A 21659-nucleotide genomic window follows, 5' to 3' on the forward strand; every position below is an offset into this window, starting at 1 on the left:
CGACATCAACGAATCCAACTCGGCCACAACACGATCCAACACCACACAACAGAACTACCAGCACCGACCGCCAAAACGCCGTTGCAGTATTAGGAGCCTGCTGAACAACCCGCGTGTTGTCCCGGCTCGGTGGGACCTGGGCGGGATAACTGTGTGGTGCAGGGTGAGGCCCCGGGTCGGCCCCGGAGTTGATGGACGCTGCGGGGCGTTGGCGGGGTCGGTTCCAGGCAGGCACTGTGTTCGCGTTTCTGGCTGAGCATCTACTTGGGCGACACCGACCCGAATCCACCGGCCGACAATGATCTAGCAATCCTGAGCTTGGCTAAGGTTCCCGAATACGTTCCCAAGCACCAATGAAAAACGGCCCGGAACAATGTGTTCCGGGCCGTTTCCCCTAGTAGCGGGGACAGGATTTGAACCTGCGACCTCTGGGTTATGAGCCCAGCGAGCTACCGAGCTGCTCCACCCCGCGTCGGTAAACACAACATTACACACGTCTACGCACGGAAGGCAAATTGCTTATCTTCCAGGGGGTTTGCCCTGGTCAGCGGGCCGGATGCGGGCTCGCGGGCGGATGAGGTGAGGTTGCGCACAGACGGATCCGAAGGGCGGCAGCGGGCATCTGCCGAACCCGAACGAGGGCGGCGGCGAAAGTCGTTCAGAACGCAACAGGCCGGTCGGCCAACAGCTTCAAACGTGACCTGGCCCACTATTTCGTAGTGATCCCGAACACATAACGATGCTATAACCGACCGTCCAGAATCCATTCTTATGGCATTTGCGACCTGCGCAAATACCGATATACACGTTATTCGCATCACGCAATGGGGAAGTTATCAAGATGTGATCTGCCGAGATTTCTTCGTTACCGTCGAGCCACGGCCCGGATCAAACGTGATGGGCTCGAACTCGAACCGCCGAACACCGGCGACCCTGTCCCGCGGTTCGAGGATCCCCGACACACCTGGGGGCAGGGACTCGGCTTTCGCATTACCCGGGGGCGGTGGGCGCAGGGAGGGAATACAACATGTCGAAGAACCGAAAGCTCAGCACCCGCGCCCTCGGCTATGCCGCTGTCACCGGCGCAATCGTTGCCGTCCCGTTCGGTCTTTCCACCGGCACCGCCGCAGCCGCGCCGACCCACAATTGGGATGGCGTCGCGCAGTGCGAAAGCGGTGGCAACTGGGGTATCAACACCGGAAATGGCTACTACGGCGGTCTGCAGTTCTCGCAGAGCACCTGGGCGGCCAACGGTGGCGCCGGCTCCGCCAATAGCGCCAGCAAGGAAGAGCAGATCCGGGTGGCCGAGAATGTGCTCGCCACCCAGGGTGCGGGCGCCTGGCCGGTCTGCGGTCAGTACCTCCGTACCGGTGAGTCCGAGCCGAGCGCCCCGGCCGTCGTCGAGCCGGAGCCCGCCGCGCCCGCCGAGGTTGCCCCCGCCCCCGCCACCAACGTCAAGTCCGCCATCGAGCAGGCCAAGTCCGCCGGCTACCAGCTGGCCAAGCAGAACGGCCTCGAGGGCCAGTACCAGCAGCTGCTGGACCAGAACGGTGCACTGATCGACTCGTTCGGTCGCTGACGCAGGAATCCGACGTCACTCGGCAACGGCGCCGAGATCGACGTCGGCTCCACGTCGACGAGAACGGCCCCGCCACCCGAACCGGGTGACGGGGCCGTTCTCACTGGATCAGCGACCGGCGTCCTGATACGCCTTCACCGCGGCGTCCAGTTCCTCCAGCGCCTTGCCGAAGTCCTGGAAGTTCCCGGACTTCATGGCATTTCGCACATTCTCGATCTTCTTGCTCAGCTCCGCGGCCGCGGCATCCTTGGCGGCGGAACCCGTCGCCGGCGGCGGCGTCGTAGTGCCCTGTGTCGGCGGTGTCGTGCCCTGCGTCGGCGGCGTGGCGCCATGGTCCGCCGGTGGGGTGGTACCCGGTTTCGGCCTGCTCGCCGGATCACCGCCGAACGGCGTGGCCAGCGAACCCGTCCCAGGCAGCACCTGATTCAGCGCATCGGCCAGGGTGGAGGCGAAGCCGACCTTCACACTGCCCGCCACATCGCGATAGCTCACCAGAACCCGCAGCAGCTGCGGGAACGTGGAACTACCTGCCCCGGTATTTCGCTCGTTGTAAAACGGCTCCACATAAAGGATTCCGCCGTCGGCGATCGGCAAGGTCAGCAGATTGCCGTATCTGATCTTGTTCGAGTTCGACAGCAGTGTTTTCTGACTGGAGACTTCGGGCGCTGTCGTCATACTGTTCTGCGTTTGCTGCGGACCCTGTGTCTGCGTATCGGTCGGCAATTGCAAGATCGTGAATTTGCCGTAGCCGTCCGGATCCGAGCGCACCGAAATATAGGCGGACAGGAACTGCCGGTTGTAGCCGACCATGGCGCTGGTCAGATTGAATACCGGCTTATTGTTCGCCGACGCGTCACCCAGCAGCACGTAATACGGCGGCTGATTGAAGGTGCCGCCCTCGGTGGTCGGATCGCTCGGTACCGACCAGAAAGCGTTGTTGGTGAAGAACTCTCGCGGATTGTCCACGTGGTACTTGGTCAGCATTTCGCGCTGCACCTTGAACAGATCCTCGGGATAGCGGAAGTGCGCGCGCAGTTCCGGTGAGATCTCGCTCTCCGGCTTGACCGCGCCAGGGAACACACCGCGCCAGGCCTTCAGCACCGGGTCGGTGGGGTCCACCTCGTAGAGGGTCACCGTGCCGTCGTAGGCGTCGACGGTGGCCTTCACCGAGTTGCGGATGTAGCTGACCTCCTTGCGCGGCAACAGCCTTCCGGTCTTCTTATCGATGCTGTCCTCGACCGCACCCTCCAGCGAGGTGGTCTGCGCGTACGGGTAGTTGTCCAGCGTGGTGTACGCGTCGACGATCCACTGGATCCGGCCATTGACGACAGCCGGATAGGCATTGCCGTCGGTGGTCAGCCAGGGCGCTACCTTCTGCACCCGCTCACGCGGACTGCGATTGAAGATGATCTTGGAGTTGTCCCCGATGGCCGAAGAGAACAGCAGATTGCGCTCGGTGTACTTGGCCGCGAATGCCAACCGGTTGAACCAGTTCCCGATCGACACGCCACCCTTGCCGTTGTAGGTGAATTGCGCTGTGTCGGAATCGTATTCGCGCGGCTGCGAACCGTTCGCGGCGCCGACGATCGCGTAGTCCGGATTGGACTGCGAGATCAGCTCGCCGTAGTAGACGCGGGGCTGGTCGACCTTGATCTGCTGCTGGTCGGTCGAGTTGAACAGGTCGCTGACCAGGAAGATCGGGTAGCCGCTGTCACTGCTGCCGCCGGTATTCGCATTGGGGTCCTCGTACTGCGGCCGGTTCACCCGGTTGGCGGGCGCCGCGACGAAGCCGTTGCCGTGGGTGTAGACGGTGTGCTTGTTGATCCAGTCGGTCTGATTACCGCTCAGCGCCGACGGGTGCAGTTCACGGGCGGCCACGATGTAGTCCTGGGTATCGCCGTTGAGAGCGTAGCGGTCGATATCCAGCGACTCCGGGAAGCCGTAGAAGTTCTTCAGCTGCTTGAGCTGGGTGAAGGTAGGCGACAAGATATTCGGGTCGAGCAGGCGGGCATTGCCGATAGTCGCCGCGTCGACCGGAACTTCCAGCGGACTCTTCGAACTGTCGCCCTTGTAGTCCTTGTACTCGATCTTGTCCGAGGTGATGCCGAACGCCTGCCTGGTCGCGGCGATATTGCGTTCGATGTATTCACTCTCTTTGTCGGCGGCGTTCGGGCGCACCGAGAACTGCTCGACCACCAGCGGCCATACCGCGCCGACCAGGACCGAGGAGAGCACGAGCAGCGCGGCCGCCATCGCGGGCACCCGCAGATCGCGCAGCACGATACCGGCGAAGAAGGCGATCGCACAGATCACCGCGATGGACAACAGGATCAGCTTCGCGGGCAGCACGGCATTGATATCGGTGTAGGAACCACCGGTGAAGGTCGGCTCCTTACGACTGCTCGACAGCAACTCGTAGCGGTCGAACCAGTAGGCAATCGCCTTGAGCAGCACAAAGATTCCGGCGATCACCGCAAGCTGGATGCGCGCGGGTCGGGTCAGCGTGCCCTCGCGCCCGGTCAGGCGCAGACCGCCGAAGACGTAGTGCGTCACCAGGCTGGCGAAAAATGCGATGACCACCGCGACGAACAGCCAGTTCAGCACCATCCGGTAGAACGGCAGGTCGAAGGCGTAGAACCCGACATCGAGGCCGAACTGCGGATCCTTCTGGCCGAACGAGTCGCCATGGAGGAACAGCTGCACGGTGACCCAATTCGACTGCGCCACCAGTCCGGAGAGCATGCCGAGCAGCAGCGGGATGCCGATACCGAACAGCTTGAGCCGGCTCATCACCGTGGTGCGGTAGCGCGCGATCGGATCGTTCGGCCCCGCCACCGGCACGAATACCGGCCTGGTCCGATAGGCCAGCAACAGCGCCAACCAGACGACAAGACCGACGAACAGCGCGACGGCGATGAACAACAGGATCCGCGTGCGCAGCACGGTGAGGTAGACGCTGCGGAAACCGACCTCGCCGAACCACAACCAGTTCGTATAGGTGTCGGTCAGCCGCGGTCCCAGCAGCAGCAGCGCCGCCAGAATGATGGCCGCCACCAGCAGCACTCGGCTGCGTCGGGACAACGAAGGTAAGCCGGTGGGGGGCCGCATGCCCACGATGCCACTCTCCAAGGTCCGGCGGCGCGCGCACCGATGTTCTCGGCCGTCACACCGCAGTCCGATGTTGCAGGTGGTCCAAAGCGGACCATTTCGGCCCACTCTACGGAATCGGGCTGTGACACTGGCAGCGCCTGCTCTGTCTAATGGCCGCGCCTTCGGCGCGGCGGGTTCGCGGCCCCCGGGTGTCTCGCGTCCGAGCCGTCGAGACTCGCGACTTCGTCGCATGCGCTTCGACGACTCGGACGCGAGACGGGCCGCGAACTCCTCGCTCGTAAAACTCGCTTCGTTGGCGTCACCGATGGCGGATCGCTCGGCCACCGGTGCATACGCGACGATGGTCGAGTCCGGCGACTTCGTCGCGTGCGCTTGGACGACTCGAACACGAGACAGGCCGCGAACGGTCGCTCGTAAAACTCACTCCGTCGAGGTTGCGAGGTCGCGCTGCCCTCGATGTTGTCGCGCGGGCGCTGGTGCGAGGATGGGCGATGTGACCGCAGACCTGCACGCCGAACTCGTCCTCGCCCGTTCCGTCCGTGAAGTGGCGGAATTCGTCGATGCCGAGGGTTGGGGCAGACCGCCGCAGATGTTCGCGCTGGTGCCGACCGCCGATCTGGTCGCGGCCGAGCCTGGGCTGCTCGATCAGCTGGATCAGGGCAGCGAGCTGACTCCCATTGCACAGGAGTCGTTCCCGGAGGACATCACCGGCGGATCGATGGCGCTCGACGAATTCCTCGCGACCACCAGTTGGCCCGAGGCCGTGAGCGGCTGCGTGCTCGTCCAGGAGATCGTAGTGCTGCCGCCGGATGCCGAGAGCACCCTCGACGATGCGCTCACCCCGCTGCTCGCCGATCACGAGGCCGCCGACGCCGCCGCGCGCGCCGCGGCCGAGACGCATCCGGGGCGGCGCACGGCCCGGCTGTTCGCCGCGGTACTTCGCACCGGCGCGGATCTGTGCCTGCTGCAGGTCAAGCCCGAGGACGATGCCGACGACTTCGGCGATCTCGACCTGCGCACCTATCCGAATCTGGCGCCCAACCTCATCGAGGCACTGCACCACACGATGGAGTGATCAGCCGCAGGAGACAGTCTCCCGACCCGCGTTGATGTCGTTGAGGGATTGCACTGCGCCGCTGAGGTTTTCGACCTTCACCAGGCGCAGGCCGTCCGGTGTGCGCTGTTTGGCCTCGTTGCAGTTGGCGGCCGGGACCAGGAAGGTCTCCGCACCGGCATCGCGCGCGGCCATCATCTTGTATTGGATGCCGCCGATCGGGCCGACCTTGCCGTCCTGATCGATGGTTCCGGTCCCGGCGACGAACTTGCCGCCGTCCAGTTCACCGGGGGTGAGCTTGTCGATCAGCGCGAGGCTGAACATCAGACCGGCCGACGGCCCACCGATATCGGCGAGATTGAACGAGACCTCCATGGGCGGGCGCGCACCCTCGGTCGGGGTCAGGCCGAGGTAGCCCTTGTTCGCGTCGTCGGGGCGCGCGGCCAGGGTGATGGTCGCGGTGTTTTCGGTGTTCTCGCGCCGGTAGGTCACGGTGATCTGGGCGCCGGGCGCCTGCGAGGACACCGCGGCGACGACATCCTTGGGAGCGGTCATCGGTGCGCCGTTGACGCTGACCAGTTCATCACCGGCGCGCAGCGTCTCCTTGGCCGGGCCGTCGTCGGAGACCTTGCGCACCAGCACCACCGTCGGCAGGTTCATGAAGTGCAGCGCCGCGACCTCGGCATTGCCCTCGGAATCCTTGAAGTCCTGCTGGTTGGACTTGTCGATCTCCTCGCGCGGGACGCCGGGCGGGTACACCTCGGCGCGTGGGACCAGGCCGTGCTCACCGCTGACCCAGAACCCGAACGCCTCGAAGATGTTGAGTCCGTCGCGCACCGAGACCGTTGTCATATTCAGATGACCGGTCACCGGGTCCACTTCGGCGCCGCGGACGTCGACGACCTGCTTGCCGTCGACCGAGCCGAGGGTATTGAACGTGGGTCCCGGCCCGAGTGCGACGAAGGGCACAGTGAGCAGACTGCCCACCACACCGAGGACGAGCACCGGGATCAGGGCGGCCACCAGGGTCAGGATCCGACGATTCACCTGGACCACAGTAATGATCGCCGCCGCGCCGGGTCGTGCGAGGCGCATATTTACCGGCGTGCGCGTGCCGGAGATTTCGCGCCGCGCGAACATCGACCCGCTACACACCACGCGTAATGTTTGGGGTATGAGTGACCTCCCCTTCGGATTCTCGAACCGCGATGACGACGACCGCAAGCGCGGCGACGAGCCGAGCGGTGCCGGGGCGAACGATCCGTTCGGCTTAGGCGGGGCAGGCGCGGGCGGTTTCGATCCGTCCCAGCTCGGACAGATGCTCACCTCGCTCGGCCAGATGCTCAGTGGGATGGGACAGCCGGGCTCAGCGCAGTCCGGCCCGGTCAACTACGACGTGGCCAAGCGATTGGCGCGCCAGCAGCTCGGCACGAGCGTGACGCCGGTATCCGAAAGCACGGTCAAGGCCGTGGCCGATGCCGCGCACCTGGCCGAACTGTGGCTGGACGGCGCGACCACACTGCCGGCGGGCGCCACCAGAACCGCGGCCTGGACCGCCAACGATTGGATCGAGGAAACGCTGCCGACCTGGAAGCGGCTGTGTGATCCGGTGGCCGAACAGATCTCCGGCATGTGGACCGCGCAGTTGCCGGAGGAGGCGCGCGAGTTCGCCGGTCCCATGGTCGGCATGCTCGGGCAGATGGGCGGACTCGCGTTCGGCTCCCAGCTCGGGCAGGCGCTCGGCCAACTCGCCAAGGAGGTGCTGACCTCTACCGATATCGGACTGCCGCTCGGCCCGACCGGCACCGCGGCGCTGTTGCCCGCGGCCATCTCGGAGTTCAGCGCCGGACTCGAGCAGCCGGAAAGCGAGATCCTGGTCTTCCTCGCGGCCCGCGAGGCCGCCCACCAGCGCCTGTTCGCACATGTGCCGTGGCTGCGTCAGCAGGTACTCGGCGCGGTCGAGGACTATGCGCGTGGGATCAAGATGGACTTATCCGCCCTGGAGTCGGCGGCCCAGAATATCGACCCGATGTCGCTGACCGATCCCTCGAAGCTCGAGGAGATCCTGTCCCAGGGTGCGTTCGAACCGCAGACCACCCCGGAACAGAAGCAGGCCCTGGAGCGGCTGGAAACGCTGCTGGCCCTGATCGAGGGCTGGGTGCAGGTCGTGGTCACGCAGGCGATCGGTGACCGCCTGCCGGGTGCGGGTGCACTCGCCGAGACCCTGATCCGCCGCCGTGCCACCGGCGGTCCGGCCGAGCAGACCTTCGCGACGCTGGTAGGACTCGAGCTGCGGCCCCGCAAGCTGCGCGAGGCGGCGGCGCTGTGGCGGCGGCTCACCGCCGATGCGGGCATCGACGCGAGGGACGCCATCTGGGCGCATCCGGATCTGCTACCGGATTCCAATGATCTGGACTCCCCTGCGCGCTTCATCGATTCGGTGATCGGCGGCGGCGTGGACGCCTTCGACGATCCGCTGGCCCAGTTGGCCGAAACCGAGGCACGCGAGAAGGCCGAACGCGAGGCCGCGAAGGGTGACGGTGAATCCGGCCCTAACCTCGGCAAGGACACCGACGCGTCCTGAGACGTGTCCTGTTGATAAGCGCGAATTCCTGTGGATTACTGCAGGATTCGCGCTGATTCGCCGCTGACCCGATCCGCATACTGCTGCCATGACAACGAGGCGGATGCGCGGGCCGATGCTGGCGCCGCGGGTGACGGTTTTGGTGCGGTCGTCCGGGGTCGTGCAGTTGGGGTGGGATCCGGAGCGGGCGCTGCTACTCGATCGGACCGCATTGGATACCGATACCGTGCTGGCATTCCTGCGGCTGCTGGACGGCATGCACAGTCGCCCGCAGGTCATCTGGCGGGCCGGGCAATGTGGGATCGAACCCGAGGACGCGGCGGAGCTGCTGAATCGCATCGATGACGCGGGACTGCTGCTGTATCCGGATCCACGCCTGGGACGGGTGCGTTCGGTGCGGGTGCACGGGCTCGGGCCGCTCTCGGATGCAGTCGCGACCGGGTTGCGGCGGCTCGGGCTGCGGCCGATCCGGTCACGTGGGTACCGCGCCGATGGTTCGGTGCTGGATTGGCACGGTGAACTCGTGGTACTGGCCGATTCGCTCGTCATCGAACCGCGCCTGGCCAATGAGCTGGTGCTGCACGGCATTCCGCATCTGCAGGTCCGGATTCGCGATGGCAACAAGGGCATCGTCGGTCCGCTGGTCTTTCCCGGCCTGACGAGCTGTCTGCGCTGCCTCGACCTGACCCGCTGTGAGTACGACCCGGAGTGGCCGCAGCTGGCGAGCCAATTGCTCGGCCGGGTCGGGCACGCATCACCGGCCGGGATCCTGGCGACAGCGGCTTTGCTGCTCGGCGAACTCGAAGCGATCATGCACTGTTCCCCCGAGCGTCAGCTCGACACCATGAACACCACGATCGAACTCGAACTCGATACGCACCGGATCTCGCGCCGGGAATGGCCGCAGCACGACGGCTGCGGATGCCGCCGTATTTTCGCTGGTAGCACTGGATGAGAGTGTCGATTCTTACAGTCCGCCGAGCAATGACATCAAGATTCTCGTGGCGATTACACGGGTCCGTCCGCCATGATGGGTTACGTGTCTGAGATCGTGCGCCGTCGCTCGTCCCGCAATGCCAAGTTAGCCAAGATTCCGCTGGGTATCGCCGGACGAGCCGCCGTCGGGTTCGGTAAGAAGCTGGCCGGTGGCGATAAGGGGGAGATCAACGCCCAGTTGAACCAGAAGGCCGCCGAGCAGTTGTTCACCGTGCTCGGTGAGCTCAAGGGCGGTGCGATGAAGTTCGGTCAGGCGCTCAGCGTCATGGAGGCCGCGGTTCCCGAGGAGTTCGGCGAGCACTATCGCGAGGCACTCACCAAACTGCAGGCCGCCGCGCCGCCGATGCCCGCCGAGACCGTGCATCGGGTACTGGACCAGCAGCTCGGCACCCAGTGGCGGAAGCGCTTTCAATCCTTCGACGACACCCCGGCGGCATCGGCGAGCATCGGCCAGGTGCACAAGGCGGTGTGGTCGGACGGCCGGACCGTCGCGGTGAAGGTGCAGTATCCGGGTGCCGACGAGGCGCTGCGCGCAGACCTCAAGACACTGTCGCGGATGACCGGTCTGATCACCTCGGTGATTCCGGGCGCGGATGTGAAGCCGCTGCTGGCCGAGATCACCGAGCGCACCGAGGAGGAACTCGACTACCGCAACGAGGGCGCCAACCAGCGCGCCTTCGCCAAGGCCTTCGACGGACATCCGGAGATCGTGGTGCCGAAGGTGGTGGCCAGCGCGCCGAAGGTGATCGTGACCGAATGGCTGGACGGCACCCCGGTCTCACAGATCATCAAACAGGGAGCCGAGGATCCGGAGGGCACGCGCGCGCTGCGCAATCGGGTCGCCGGATTGATGGGCAAATTCCACTTCTCCTCACCGGAGACCGTCGGTCTGCTGCATGCGGATCCGCATCCCGGCAACTTCATGATGCTGCCCGACGGCAAGCTGGCCGTCATCGATTTCGGCGCCTGCGCGCCCATGCCGGACGGCTTCCCAGAGGTCCTCGGCCGGATGCTGGCCCTGGAACTGGACGAACGCTTCGATGAACTGGTCGAGCTCATGTACGACAACGGCTGGGTGATTCCGGGCCGGACCGTTACCGATCAGGAGATCGCCGACTACCTGCGGCCTTTCACCGACCCGATCCAGACCGATTCTTTCCACTTCACCCGCAGGTGGATGCAGCGGGTGGCCGGTAAGGCCTCCGATATCGGCAGTCCGGATATGAAGACCGCGCGGGCACTGCAACTGCCCGCGCAGTACGTGATGATCTTCCGCGTGCTCGGCGGTTCGGTCGGCATCCTGGCCCAGCTCGATGCGGAGCTACCGTTCATGCAATTGGTGCGAGCCTGGATGCCCGGCTTCCGCGAGGAGCGATCCGCGAGCTGAAAAGCCGAAAAAGTTTGGCCGAGAACGCAAACGAGCCGCCCACCGGATCTCACGGTGAGCGGCTTGTTTGCTTTCTCGTTCCTGGGCCCTGCCCGAATCCGAATTGGCCGGATAGGCCTCAGCGACCGGAGGGAGGGAAGTCACGGATCTCATGCCGAGATCGCGACCTTGCGCGGGCGACCGCGTGGGCGCTTGCGGGCGATCACGACACCCTGGTCGAAGATCTCACCGCCCCAGACACCCCACGGCTCGCGCCGATCCATGGCCGCGGTCAGGCAGCCCTTTCGGATGGGGCAAGACGCGCACAGCGCCTTGGCCTGCTCCAACTGGACCGGGCTCTCGGCGAACCAGAGATCGGGATCTCCGGCTCGACAAGGCAGGACCTTTGTGACCTCCCGGGGGCGGGTGGGCCGTGCCACGGTTCGGCATGTCACGTCAGTAGCGGCTTGTGGCCTCTCTGCGGTGAACACGTCGTTCTCCTTCAGCTCGTTTGCAGCGGTACGTTCGTTCGTTCCGCGAAACCGAGGCCGGTGGTGGCTGAAGGGCCGGTAAAAAAATACTGGCCACGGTTTCGCTTCGGGCGATCCGTGGCCAGGAGGTCGGGGAGTGTTCCCTACCTAGTTCGACATCTCTGTCGAATCCTGATCACGGTCGCTGGGTGTGCGGTGCGGCGAAGGCGTGCCTGCAGATCTGCCGGTGCATATCCGGCCTCAACTGCGAAGACGCCGGCTTCTGCCGTGTGGGCAAATGCCGGGTGCCAGCCCGCGCTGGGCTTGTCCTGAATGACGACGCAAATCGGGGAATGCATGCTCATGGCTTTGCCGTGATCCCCGGATACGCCGACACCGGACAGACCGATCCCCTGCAAAGTGAGGATCCCCCGGGAGGCCGACATGACGGGTGCAGCATTCACCGCAACGCCAGTGGCGCTGAAGTTCGTATTGCCATTCATCGGTCTGCCTCCCTCCTGTACTCGTGTCGGTAACTCTGCGCGCCGAGATGACCTCCCGGTGCGTGAATCCCACCATATGTGTTGCCGCTCATTGCGACAACCTATTTTCTACCTGCGGTTTTGTGGGCTTGACCGCAGCCGTGATGCCACTATCGACAACACCTCGGCCCCGTATTGCTCGAGCTTCTTCGCCCCGATTCCCGGGATCGCGGCGAGTGCGTTGTCATCGGCGGGCAGTTGCTCGGCGATCGCGGTGAGCGTGGTGTCGGTGAAGATCACGAACTCGCGCACCCGCAGATCCTGCGCTTTCTCCTCGCGCCACGCCTGCAGCGCCGCGAGTAGCTCGGCATCGAGTTCGGCCGGGCAGCGGCGGCAGCGGCCGAGCATGGTGGCGTAGGTGCCGATCAACGGTTTGGCACATACCCGGCAGGTCGGGCGCACACCATTCGAGGCGCGGTCGGCAACGGGCGCGGCGATTCGTGAGGCCGGCGAGTCGTCGGGCACCAGACCGTTGAGGAATCGGGAGCGCCGCCGCGTGCGCCTACTACCCTCGCCGCGCGAGAGCGCCCAGGAAAGTTGCAGATATTCGCGCGCCCTGGTCACACCGACGTAGAGCAGACGCCGTTCCTCTTCGAGGGCGGCCTGATCGGCGACCGAACCGTCGTCGCCGAGCACATGCGCGATCGGCAGCGTTCCGTCGGCGACACCGACGAGGAATACCGCATCCCACTCCAGCCCCTTGGCCGCGTGCAATGACGCAAGGGTTACGCCCTGGACGGTGGGTGGGTGCCTGGCCTCGGCGCGTGCGGCCAACTCGCGCAGCAGGCCGATCAGGTCGAGTGCGTCGTCTTGGTCGACCAACTCTTCGGTCAGCCGCACCAGCGCCAGCAACGATTCCCAGCGCTCGCGCGCCTGAGCGCCGGCTGGTTCGGTCGCGGTGAGACCGACCGGCGCGAGTGCGGCGCGCACCAAGGTAACCAAGGCCTTACCACTGCGGGACTGGTCGGGCAGGTCCTCGCGAGCGGCCACCTGACGCAATGCAGATACGGCTTGCCTCACCTCATTTCGCGCGAAAAAGCCCTCGCCACCGCGGACCTGGTAGGGAATGCCGAGTTCGGTCAGCGCCTGTTCATAGGCCTCGGATTGCGCGTTGATCCGATAGAGCACCGCGATCTCGGCCGCTGGTGTGCCCGCGGCGATCAGTTTCTTGATCGACCGCGCGACCGCATGGGCCTCGGCCGGGCTGTCGTCGAATTCGGCGAACATGGGCTCTGGGCCGTCGTCGCGCTGGCCGACCAGTTGCAGCCGGGTGCCCGCGATGCGACCGCGCGCGGCACCGATCACCCGGTTGGCCAACGAGACCACCTGCGGTGTCGAGCGATAGTCGCGTTCCAGCCTGACCACCGTCGCCTCCGGAAAGCGCCGGGAGAAGTCGAGCAGATAGGTCGGGGTGGCGCCGGTGAACGAGTAGATCGTCTGGTTCGCGTCGCCGACCACGGTCAGATCGTCGCGGTCGCCGAGCCAGGCATCGAGCACCCGCTGCTGCAATGGCGTGACGTCCTGGTATTCGTCGACCACGAAACTGCGGTAGCGCCCGCGGAATTCGTCGGCCACCGATGGATAGTCCTCCAGCGCGGCGGCGGTATGTAGCAGCAGATCGTCGAAGTCGAGCAGCAGACCGTCCGGTGTCGCCTTCAACTTCTCGTAGCCGCTGTAGGCCGCCGCGACCCGCATCGGGTCGTACGGGGGCTCGCGGTGGTGTTCGGCCACGGCCGCCGGATAGTCCTCCGGCGCGATGAGAGTGGCCTTCGCCCATTCGATTTCGGTAAGCAGATCGCGAACGGCTTCGGTGTGCGAGGACAAACCGGCCTGATGTGCGGCCTGTGCCACGACCGGGAACTTGCGATCGAGCAACTGCCATGGCACATCGCCGACGATCTGCGGCCAGAAGTATTTGAGCTGGCGCAGCGCGGCGGCGTGGAAGGTGCGGGCCTGCACCTGGTTGGCCTCGCCGCCGAGGCCGAGCGCGCGCAGGCGACTGCGCATCTCCCCCGCCGCGCGCGCGGTGAATGTCACCGCGAGCACTTGGTCGGCTTTGACGTGTCCGGCAGAGACCAGGTGGGCGATGCGATGGGTGATGGTTCTGGTTTTGCCGGTACCCGCACCGGCGAGCACACAGACCGGCCCCCGGGGCGCGCGGACGGCTGCCGCTTGTTCGGGGTCCAGCCCCCCGCCTGAAGCATCAGCCGACTCCGGGCGGGTGGGCTCGCTCGTTCTCGTTGCCGACACGACACACATCATGGCAGTGCCCGCTGACAAGTCGTGCCGCAAGGATCCGGTTCCGCAGGCTCGGTTGGTCTAGCGATCGCGCAGGCGCCGCAGTCCACCCGCGAATGCCCGCGTATCGCCGTCGAGCGGAGCGAAGAATTCGTGATCGCAGTTCTCGACCGCGACCAGCGCCCGATTCGCCAGTGCCACACCGTCTTCGGTGGGGACCAGGGCCTTGGCCCTGCGGTCGTGCGGATGGTCGCGGCGCTCGAGTAGCCCCTTCTGCTCGAGCGCGCGCAATACCTGGGAGGTCATCATCGGATCGGTGGCGGCGTAAGCGGCCAGATCGCGCTGCATCACCGGTTCGTCGCGACCGGCGAGGTAGGTGAGCGCGGCCAGTAGAACGAATTGCACATGGGTGAGCCCGAAGGGGGCGAGGGCCGCGCGCTGAGCGGCCTGCCAGCGGTTGGTCACCTGCCAGAGCAAGAGGCCGGGACTTTCATCGGCCTCGGCGAATCGGCTGCGCAGACCGCGATCCTCACTCATATGCCTCCTTTATCACTGATCATTGCCTGTTCGATTACCGCGAAATCGTGGGCGGTCAGTTCGACCAGTCCGCGGCGCAACACCATGCCCCAATTCGGCGTCCTGGTGAGATCCAGTTCGCCGCGCAGTTCGTCGATAGGGATCTCATGAGCATCGGTGCGGTAGCGCACGGCGCGTCGCCACGGCTGGAAGCAGCCGCCATCCTGCGGATCCGCCTGCCAGACCGGCTGGTCCTCGATGGTGCCGATGGCAGTGAAGGACCTTATCGGCGCACCGCTGCGCATGCCTGCACGCGGCGAGTAGTACAGGAATCCGTCGCCGGGACGCATGCGCTCGAGCGGCGTCCGCCTGCCGTGGTTGACCTGGGCGATCCCCAGTTCGACACCGCGGCGGACATGTTCCCGGGAGACCACTCCCAGCCAGTACTTGGTGGTCGTTGCAGTAGCAGTCATGGATTTAGTATGTGCGCATACTAAATCCATCGCAAGTCTGGATTCGGAGTTCGGTGGAACAGGATCGGGCCGTCAAATGTTGAACGGTCCGTGACTGACGTGACCCCCGCCTTGACGATGTACTCCACCACCTGGTGCGGCTACTGCCGACGGCTGAAGAAGCAGTTGGACGAGTCCGGTATCAGCTATGTCGAGATCGATATCGAAGAGGATCCCGCATCGGCCGAGTTCGTCGGCAGTGTGAACGGCGGCAACCATGTGGTGCCGACGGTGAAGTTCGCGGATGGGTCCACGGCGACGAATCCGTCGCTGGCCGCGGTCAAGCAGACATTGGCCGCGCTGGCCTGATCAGGCCGCAATTGATCCCGTGCGGACCGATCGGCCCGCACGGAGCTTTTGCGTGTCTTCGATCAGAGCGCGGCCCAGGACTCCACGATGGTGCGCGCGATGGAGATCGAACCGGGCAGCAGTAGCCGCGCACCCTGGTTCTGGGCGGACCAGTCACCGACCGCCAGCGCCTCGCGCACCTCGGCCCGGGTGAACCAGTGGGCCTCGGCGATCTCGCCATCCGAAAAGATCAGCGGCTGATCGGGATCCGCGATGGCGGCGAAGCCGAGCATGAGCGAGCGCGGGAAGGGCCACGGCTGGCTGCCCAGGTAGGTGATATCGCGCACGTCGAGCCCGACCTCCTCGCGCATCTCGCGCTCGACGCACCGCTCCAGCGACTCCCCCGCCTCCACGAATCCGGCGAGCAGGGAGAACAGCGTCTTCGGCCAGGTGTGCTGGCGGGCCAGCAGGACCCGGTCGCCGCCGTCGTGGATCAGGCAGATGACGGCCGGATCGATCCGAGGGAACTCCTCGTGGCCGTTCTCGGTGACCCGCGACCAGCCGCCCTTGGTCGCAACGGACGCGGTGCCGTCGGCGGCATTGAATCCGGCCTTGTCATGCCAGTTCAGCAGGGCCATGGCGGAAGTGAGCAGGTCGGCGGTGAGATCGTCGAGACCGCCGGCCATCGCGCGCAGATCGGTCAGCGTGCCTTGCAGATCGGCATCACGCACAGCCCACACGTGTTTGCCGCCGTGGATGCCGAGGAAGACCGAGGCCGGACTCGGCTCGGCGGACAGCTCGATTGCCGGTTCCAGCACCAGCGCACCGTCGTCGAAGCGGAACTGCCCGCGCTTATTGATCCGGAGCAACTCGGCCTCGGCCCAGCCCTCCTTCAGCGACTGTTCGTCGGCCCGGATCTCCTCGGCCCGGTCGAGCACTGAACGCGAAAGCAGTGGAACACCATTGAGCTGAAATCCAGAGGCCACGGTTCGAGACTATCGCGCCGGTATTACCGGCCTGCGTGCCGGATGTAGAGCAGCTTGTCGGTCGCCTCCAGCGCGTCCACCTCGGCCTCGCCCACCCGGATCAGCTCGCCGCCGCGCACCACACCGAGCACGATATCGCCGAGATGGCGCGGGGAGCCGCCGACCTCGGACGGTTCCACATCGCGTTCGGCGACCGCGAAGCCCTGTTCGGGGGTCAGCAGATCCTCGATCATCTCCACCACGGTCGGGGTGGTGGTGGCGATGCCGAGCAGCCGGCCCGCCGTCTCGGAGGACACCACCACCGAATCGGCACCGGACTGGCGCAGCAGATGGGTGTTCTCAGCCTCGCGGATGGCGACCACGATCTTGGCGTTCTTATTGAGCTCGCGCGCCGTGAGAGTCACCAGGACGGCGGTGTCGTCCCGGTTGGCGGCGACCACGACCGAGGAGGCCCGCTGCGCACCGGCCAACCGGAGCACATCGGACTGGGTGGCCGAACCGTGCACCGTCACCAGGCCCACATTCGCCGCCGCCTCCAGCGCGACGGCATCGGTATCGACCACGACGATATCGGCGGGCTGTACGCCGTCGCCGAGCATGGCATCGATCGCGGTGCGGCCCTTCGTCCCGTATCCGACGACCACGGTGTGATTACGCACGCTGCGCCTCCAACGCTGAATCTTGAATGCTTGCCTGGAGCGCTCGGTGAGCACGCCGATGGTGGTACCGACGAGCACGATGAGGAAGAGCACGCGCAGCGGGGTGATGATGACGATATTGGCCAGCCTGGCCTCGGCGCTGACCGGCGCGATATCGCCGTAACCGGTGGTCGACAGCGATACCGTCGCATAGTAGAAGGCGTCGAGAAACGACAGCTCGTCACCGGAATTGTCGTGGTACCCAGCGCGACCGAAGTACACCACCAGCGCCGCGGCGAACAGCAGGCCGATCGCGAAGAGCACCCGGCGCACCAGCGAAGCCCATGGGCTGGTCTGGATTTCGGGGATGCGCAGCACCCCGACCAACGCGAAATCCGGACGACTGGACAGCCCGACACTGCGTGCGCGATCACCGAACACCGGACGCACCCGCCTCTGTGCTCGCCGATCCCACGACCTCGGCCGTCCGCGGCGTTGCTTGTCCCTCCGGCACGCACGGCAGCCTACCGGGTCGCGGCGTCGGCGCTTGGCGCCGACGCGAACGGTTGGTGAATCTATGGATCATTCCGAGGACGTCGGCGCCGCATTCCGGATCAGCTCGGCCAGTTCGTCCGGGCCGGGGAGTTCGACCGGCGCGATGGTGCGTCCGGTGCGCACGTAATGGAATGCGGCACCGATGCGTTCGAGCATTTCCGCCTCGGTGCCGTGGTCGCGCGCCGCCATCAACCTGGCCCAGGCCAGCCGGTAGACGGCCAGCTGCATGGCGACCGCGGGCTCATCGGCGGCTGCGGGCTCGGCGCCGGTTTTCCAGTCGACCACGATCCAGCCGCCGCCGGGCTCGGCGAAAACCGCGTCCATCCGGCCGCGGATCACCGTGCCCGCGATGGAGGTTTCGAAGGGGATCTCCACTTCGAGCGGGCTGCGATGGGCCCACGGCGAGTTGAGGAAGGACTCCTGCATGGTGACCAGCTCGGCGTCCAGGCCCGCGTCGGCGGCAGTGTTGTCGGCGGCGCCGGGCAGTTCGTCGAAGCCGAGCAGGCGATCGGCGGCGAACCAGCGCTGCACCCAGGCGTGGAAGGCGGTGCCGCGGCGGGCCAGTGGATTCGGCGGGAACGGCAGTGGGCGGCGCAGGCGGGCGGCGAGTTCGGCTGGGTCGGCGCGCATTTCGACAAGGGCAGTGGCGGCGATCTGGCCGGGGAGTTCGACTTCCTGGGCGATGGCTTGGTCGGCTTCGAATTCGGCGAGGAGGGCGTCGACGTCGGCGGACCAGCCGTCGGGGTCGGGGGCGGTGGAATGGTCGCGGGGCGGTGTGGGGTCGGAGGTGGATGGGGCGAATTCGTCTGGGGGTGGTTCGAATTCGTCGAAAGGCGCGAAGTCGTCGAAGGGCGGCGCGACGTCATCGAAGGGCGGCGCGAGGTCGTCGAGGGGCGGCGCGAGGTCGTCGAGGGGAGGCGCGAGGTCGTCGAGGGGAGGCGCGAGATCGTCGAGGGGAGGCGCGAGATCGTCGAGGGGAGGCGCGAGATCGTCGAGGGGAGGCGCGAGATCGTCGAGGGGAGTTTCGAACTCGTCGGGACGAGCTTCGAAGTCGCTCGGAGGCGGCTCGAATTCGTCGGGATCCGGTTCGAACTCGGGTGGGGACAGCTGAGATTCGTCTTGGCCGTGCGCTCCAGGGGCGCTCGCGGGCGGTTCGTACGAGTCGTAGAACGCTGCGGGCGCATCGGGAAAGTCGGGTGGGGGAACGTCGGCATACGGATCGACCGACAGTGCGGCCGGGGCGGGATCGTCGGCGCGAGCGGCCGCTGTTGTCGGGGCGGCAAAGTTGTCGGTGGCAGGGTCTACAGTCGGTGCCATGTCGATGTCATGGGGCGCGCGGTCCGCGAAATCGACTGAGGCAGTTGCTTTGTCACCGGCCCAAGGTCGGGCCGGAGGGTTGGTGACGCCTACCGGTTGCGCCGCGAGTTCGGCCAGGGCGGCGCGGACCAGGGACGCACCCTGTTCAATCGGGTCGCGGCGGTTGCCAAGGGGGTCACGGGGCCATTCGGCGGTCGCGGGGTTATCGGTGAAGGGGTTGACGGCGTCGGCGTCGGGAGCGTCGTCCCAGCGGTCGATAGTGACCGCGCTGTCGGCCGGGCCGTCGGGTGCCTCGCCGGCGTGTTTGAGTTCCAAGAGGAAATCCGACGGCCCCTTCGGGGATGTGCCGGTTTCGGCCCAGTGGTGGGCGGAGACGAACAGGACGCGTTCGGTTCTGGTGAGGGCTACGTAGAACAGACGGCGGTCTTCGTCGATGCGGCGGCGGTCCAGGGATTCCTTGTGGGACTTGATCGCTCGATCCAGGTCGGCGCGATCGTAGAGGTCGGAGAGGTCGAGTACGGGGACGCCTTCGGCGGCATCGTCCTGCCTGCGGTCACCGCGCAGGGAGGTGGGGAGTTCGGCGAGTGCGCCGAGCCAGGTGCCCGAGGCCGCGCCGGAGGGGAAGACGCCGCGGGTCACGTGCGGTACCGCGACGATCTCCCATTCCAGGCCCTTGGCCGCGTGCACGGTCAGCACCTGGACGCGGTCCCGCGCGACCTCGACTTCGCCCGGTTCCAGGCCGTTTTCGACGGATTCGGCGGCGGCGAGGAAGGTGAGCAGGCCGCCGAGCGAGGCGCCGGAATCGCTGGCATAGCCGGCGACCACCTCGGCGAAAGCGTCCAGATGTTCACGTCCAGCACCGGCGCCGAGCATGGCCCGGCGGGCTTGAGTTTCCACGCCTACGCCGATGGTGCGTTCCACGTCCGCCACCAGTTCGGCGAGCGGTTGACCGCTGCGCTCACGCAATGCGGCGAGTTCCCGGCCCAATGCGACGATGCGCTTGAATCCGGACTCCGAATACTGTTCCGGTGGGCCTGGATCGGCGATCGCATCGGCCAGCCCGGCCTGTTCGGCCGGCTCGGGCGCCACCTCGCGCAGTGCCTCGGCCAGTGCGGTCGAATCGGTGATTTCATCGACTTCATTGCCGTGCAGACGGCCGATCGACAGATCCCTGGCGCGACGGGCGAGCGCGGCGAGGTCCGCGACGCCGATGCGCCAGCGGGCACCGGTGAGTATGCGCATGGCTGCGCTGCCCGCGCCGGGCTCGGCGATGAGGCGCAACGTCGCGACGATATCGGCGACCTCCGGGGTGGCGAGCAGGCCGCCGAGGCCGACGATTTCCACCGGAAGTCCTTGTTCGCGTAGGGCTTCCGCGAGCGGGGCGGCATCGGCATTGCGTCGTACGAGTACGGCCGAGGTCGGCGGCGGCTCTCCTGCTTCGCGTTTGGCCGCCCATTCCGCGGCGATCCGGACCGCCACCCAATTCCGTTCGTCAGCAACAGTTTCGGTGAGTGACAGCGCGACAACGCCCGGTTCGGCGTCGGGTTTCGCGCGCAGTGCGTCGACGGTTACTCCACCGCTGTCGATGGCATTACGACGCAATGGTTCGGCGACCAGGTTCGCCAGGGCAAGCGCCTCCGGCGGGTTCCGCCAGCTGGTCAGCAGTGGCAGGATCGGCGCGGGAATGCCTGGAGCGCTCGGGAAATCGGTGGCGAACCTGGGCAGGTTGGCGGCGGATGCGCCGCGCCAGCCGTAGATCGATTGCATCGGGTCACCGACCGCGGTCACCGCCAAACGCGGTTCGCGACGGCTGGTTGTCCCGTGCTCGGCATCCGAGTGATGCCCCTGCGCCGCATCGCCATGGGGAGCGTCCGGCACGCGTGAATCCGCAGCATCCTCGCTCGACTTCGGGGTATCGGCGGATTTTCGTGCGCGCTTGGCGTGCGGTTGCGGGGACAAGCCGCCGAACAGTGAGGCCAGCAGGATGCGTTGGGCGTGACCGGTGTCCTGATATTCGTCGAGCAGGACCAGGCGGAAGCGGGTGCGTTCGGCGGCGGCGACCTCGGGATGTTCGGCGGCGAGATGGGCGGCCAGCGACATCTGGGCGCCGAAGTCCAGTGCGCCGCGGCGGCGTAAGGCCTCGGCGAGCTGTTTGACCAGGGGCAACAGGGCGACGCGTTCGCGCTGCACCTGGACGATGTTTTGCAGGGCCTGACTCGGTCCGCCACGTTGTCGCGGGCCGGCGGGCAGGGTGTGGACCAGTTTTTCGAGTTCGGTATGGGCCTCGGCGAGTTGTTCGGGTTCCACCAGATGTTCGGCGAGTTGGCCGGACAGCGCGAGCACCGCCTCGGTCACCGAGACCGGGGTGCGGTCGGTATCGAGGTCACCGTCCCAGTTGCGGACCACTTGGTGGGCGAGCTGCCAGAGCTGGGTTTCGGTCAGCAGCGTCGCGGCGGGTTCCACGGGCAGCAGCAGGCCGTGCTGGGTGAGCAGGCGGCCTGCGTAGGAGTGATAGGTGCTGATCTCGGGTTCGGCGCCGGAAAGTTGGGCGCGCAGCTCACCGCCGGTATCGAGGTCGCGCAACAGCGGTGAACCGGCCAGCCGGGCCAGCCGGGTGCGGATGCGGGAGGTCAACTGCTGGGCGGCTTTTCGGGTGAAGGTCAGGCCGAGTACCTCGTCGGGCAGGACGAGACGATTCGCGACCATCCACACCACGCGGGCGGCCATGGTCTCGGTTTTGCCCGCGCCCGCACCGGCCACGACCAGCGTCGGTCCCGGTGGTGCCGCGATCACCGCGGCCTGCTCCTCGGTGGGTGGTGGCAGGCCGAGCGCCTCCGCGAGCCGGTTCGGCGATACGGCGCCGCTCATGCCTGCGCCTCGCTGGCGCTCGGCTCCGGCATGCGCGGT

Annotated in this window: 16 protein-coding genes, 1 tRNA gene and 1 pseudogene; 7 read left to right on the forward strand and 11 right to left on the reverse strand. The window is 66.3% G+C overall.

All coding sequences use genetic code 11. The features are described 5' to 3' along the window. Positions 1 to 398 precede the first annotated feature (398 nt). Positions 399 to 472, reverse strand: a tRNA-Met gene (locus tag ACIBW7_RS30785). Positions 473 to 1027: 555 nt separating this feature from the next. Here ACIBW7_RS30785 and ACIBW7_RS30790 point away from each other — a divergent pair. After that, positions 1028 to 1579: a transglycosylase family protein gene (locus ACIBW7_RS30790; protein WP_397052419.1), complete on the forward strand. Its 552-nt coding sequence runs from the start codon at positions 1028 to 1030 to the stop codon at positions 1577 to 1579. Positions 1580 to 1687: 108 nt separating this feature from the next. Here the strand turns inward: ACIBW7_RS30790 and ACIBW7_RS30795 are convergent, their stop codons facing one another. Further along, positions 1688 to 4693 (reverse strand): UPF0182 family protein, encoded by a 3006-nt coding sequence (locus ACIBW7_RS30795; RefSeq protein ID WP_397052421.1) that lies wholly within the window; start codon positions 4691 to 4693, stop codon positions 1688 to 1690. A gap of 481 nt (positions 4694 to 5174) precedes the next feature. Here ACIBW7_RS30795 and ACIBW7_RS30800 point away from each other — a divergent pair, with 481 nt between their 5' ends. Continuing rightward, positions 5175 to 5765: a PPA1309 family protein gene (locus ACIBW7_RS30800; protein WP_397052423.1), complete on the forward strand. Its 591-nt coding sequence runs from the start codon at positions 5175 to 5177 to the stop codon at positions 5763 to 5765. Here the strand turns inward: ACIBW7_RS30800 and ACIBW7_RS30805 are convergent, their stop codons facing one another. Then, positions 5766 to 6791: a PDZ domain-containing protein gene (locus ACIBW7_RS30805; RefSeq protein ID WP_397052425.1), complete on the reverse strand. Its 1026-nt coding sequence runs from the start codon at positions 6789 to 6791 to the stop codon at positions 5766 to 5768. It abuts the gene before it with no gap. Positions 6792 to 6918: 127 nt separating this feature from the next. Between ACIBW7_RS30805 and ACIBW7_RS30810 the strand changes: the two genes are divergently transcribed. The 3 genes from ACIBW7_RS30810 to ACIBW7_RS30820 all read left to right on the forward strand — a co-directional run bounded on the left by ACIBW7_RS30810 (position 6919) and on the right by ACIBW7_RS30820 (position 10711). Further along, positions 6919 to 8328: a zinc-dependent metalloprotease gene (locus ACIBW7_RS30810; protein ID WP_397052427.1), complete on the forward strand. Its 1410-nt coding sequence runs from the start codon at positions 6919 to 6921 to the stop codon at positions 8326 to 8328. An 88-nt stretch (positions 8329 to 8416) separates the two neighbouring features. Beyond that, positions 8417 to 9283: a hypothetical protein gene (locus ACIBW7_RS30815; RefSeq protein WP_397052429.1), complete on the forward strand. Its 867-nt coding sequence runs from the start codon at positions 8417 to 8419 to the stop codon at positions 9281 to 9283. Positions 9284 to 9355: 72 nt separating this feature from the next. Further along, positions 9356 to 10711 (forward strand): ABC1 kinase family protein, encoded by a 1356-nt coding sequence (locus tag ACIBW7_RS30820; RefSeq protein WP_397052431.1) that lies wholly within the window; start codon positions 9356 to 9358, stop codon positions 10709 to 10711. Positions 10712 to 10860: 149 nt separating this feature from the next. Here the strand turns inward: ACIBW7_RS30820 and ACIBW7_RS30825 are convergent, their stop codons facing one another. The 4 genes from ACIBW7_RS30825 to ACIBW7_RS30840 form a co-directional block, all read right to left on the reverse strand. Further along, complete coding sequence (locus ACIBW7_RS30825; protein WP_084484010.1) at positions 10861 to 11181, reverse strand: WhiB family transcriptional regulator; 321 nt, start codon at positions 11179 to 11181, stop codon at positions 10861 to 10863. 590 nt (positions 11182 to 11771) lie between these two features. Further along, the gene (locus ACIBW7_RS30830) at positions 11772 to 13961 is read right to left on the reverse strand and encodes an ATP-dependent DNA helicase UvrD2 (RefSeq protein WP_397052811.1); all 2190 of its coding nucleotides are present in this window, start codon (positions 13959 to 13961) and stop codon (positions 11772 to 11774) included. Between the two features lie 60 nt (positions 13962 to 14021). Then, positions 14022 to 14477: a MarR family winged helix-turn-helix transcriptional regulator gene (locus tag ACIBW7_RS30835; RefSeq protein WP_397052434.1), complete on the reverse strand. Its 456-nt coding sequence runs from the start codon at positions 14475 to 14477 to the stop codon at positions 14022 to 14024. After that, a complete protein-coding gene (locus tag ACIBW7_RS30840; RefSeq protein WP_397052436.1) occupies positions 14474 to 14929 on the reverse strand; it encodes an EVE domain-containing protein in 456 nt (151 codons plus the stop codon). The genes ACIBW7_RS30835 and ACIBW7_RS30840 overlap by 4 nt, the downstream gene beginning before the upstream one ends. 117 nt (positions 14930 to 15046) lie before the next feature. Here ACIBW7_RS30840 and ACIBW7_RS30845 point away from each other — a divergent pair, with 117 nt between their 5' ends. After that, positions 15047 to 15277, forward strand: coding sequence for a mycoredoxin (locus ACIBW7_RS30845; RefSeq protein WP_040694747.1), 231 nt, complete (start codon positions 15047 to 15049; stop codon positions 15275 to 15277). Positions 15278 to 15339: 62 nt separating this feature from the next. Here ACIBW7_RS30845 and nudC read toward each other — a convergent pair whose 3' ends face one another. The 3 genes from nudC to ACIBW7_RS30860 form a co-directional block, all read right to left on the reverse strand. Continuing rightward, a complete protein-coding gene (gene nudC / locus ACIBW7_RS30850) occupies positions 15340 to 16242 on the reverse strand; it encodes an NAD(+) diphosphatase (RefSeq protein WP_397052438.1) in 903 nt (300 codons plus the stop codon). Positions 16243 to 16265: 23 nt separating this feature from the next. Beyond that, positions 16266 to 17321: a potassium channel family protein gene (locus ACIBW7_RS30855; protein WP_397052440.1), complete on the reverse strand. Its 1056-nt coding sequence runs from the start codon at positions 17319 to 17321 to the stop codon at positions 16266 to 16268. Positions 17322 to 17462: 141 nt separating this feature from the next. Then, positions 17463 to 18065 (reverse strand): PD-(D/E)XK nuclease family protein, encoded by a 603-nt coding sequence (locus ACIBW7_RS30860; RefSeq protein ID WP_397052814.1) that lies wholly within the window; start codon positions 18063 to 18065, stop codon positions 17463 to 17465. A 129-nt stretch (positions 18066 to 18194) separates the two neighbouring features. Between ACIBW7_RS30860 and ACIBW7_RS30865 the strand changes: the two genes are divergently transcribed. Further along, the gene (locus tag ACIBW7_RS30865; protein ID WP_397052816.1) at positions 18195 to 18791 is read left to right on the forward strand and encodes a hypothetical protein; all 597 of its coding nucleotides are present in this window, start codon (positions 18195 to 18197) and stop codon (positions 18789 to 18791) included. Positions 18792 to 19127: 336 nt separating this feature from the next. Here the strand turns inward: ACIBW7_RS30865 and ACIBW7_RS30870 are convergent. Beyond that, positions 19128 to 21620 (reverse strand): annotated as a pseudogene (locus ACIBW7_RS30870) (UvrD-helicase domain-containing protein); the annotation flags it as partial. Positions 21621 to 21659 lie beyond the last annotated feature (39 nt).

The organism is Nocardia sp. NPDC049526, from assembly GCF_044465765.1.
In the GTDB taxonomy this organism is placed as follows: Bacteria; Actinomycetota; Actinomycetes; order Mycobacteriales; family Mycobacteriaceae; genus Nocardia.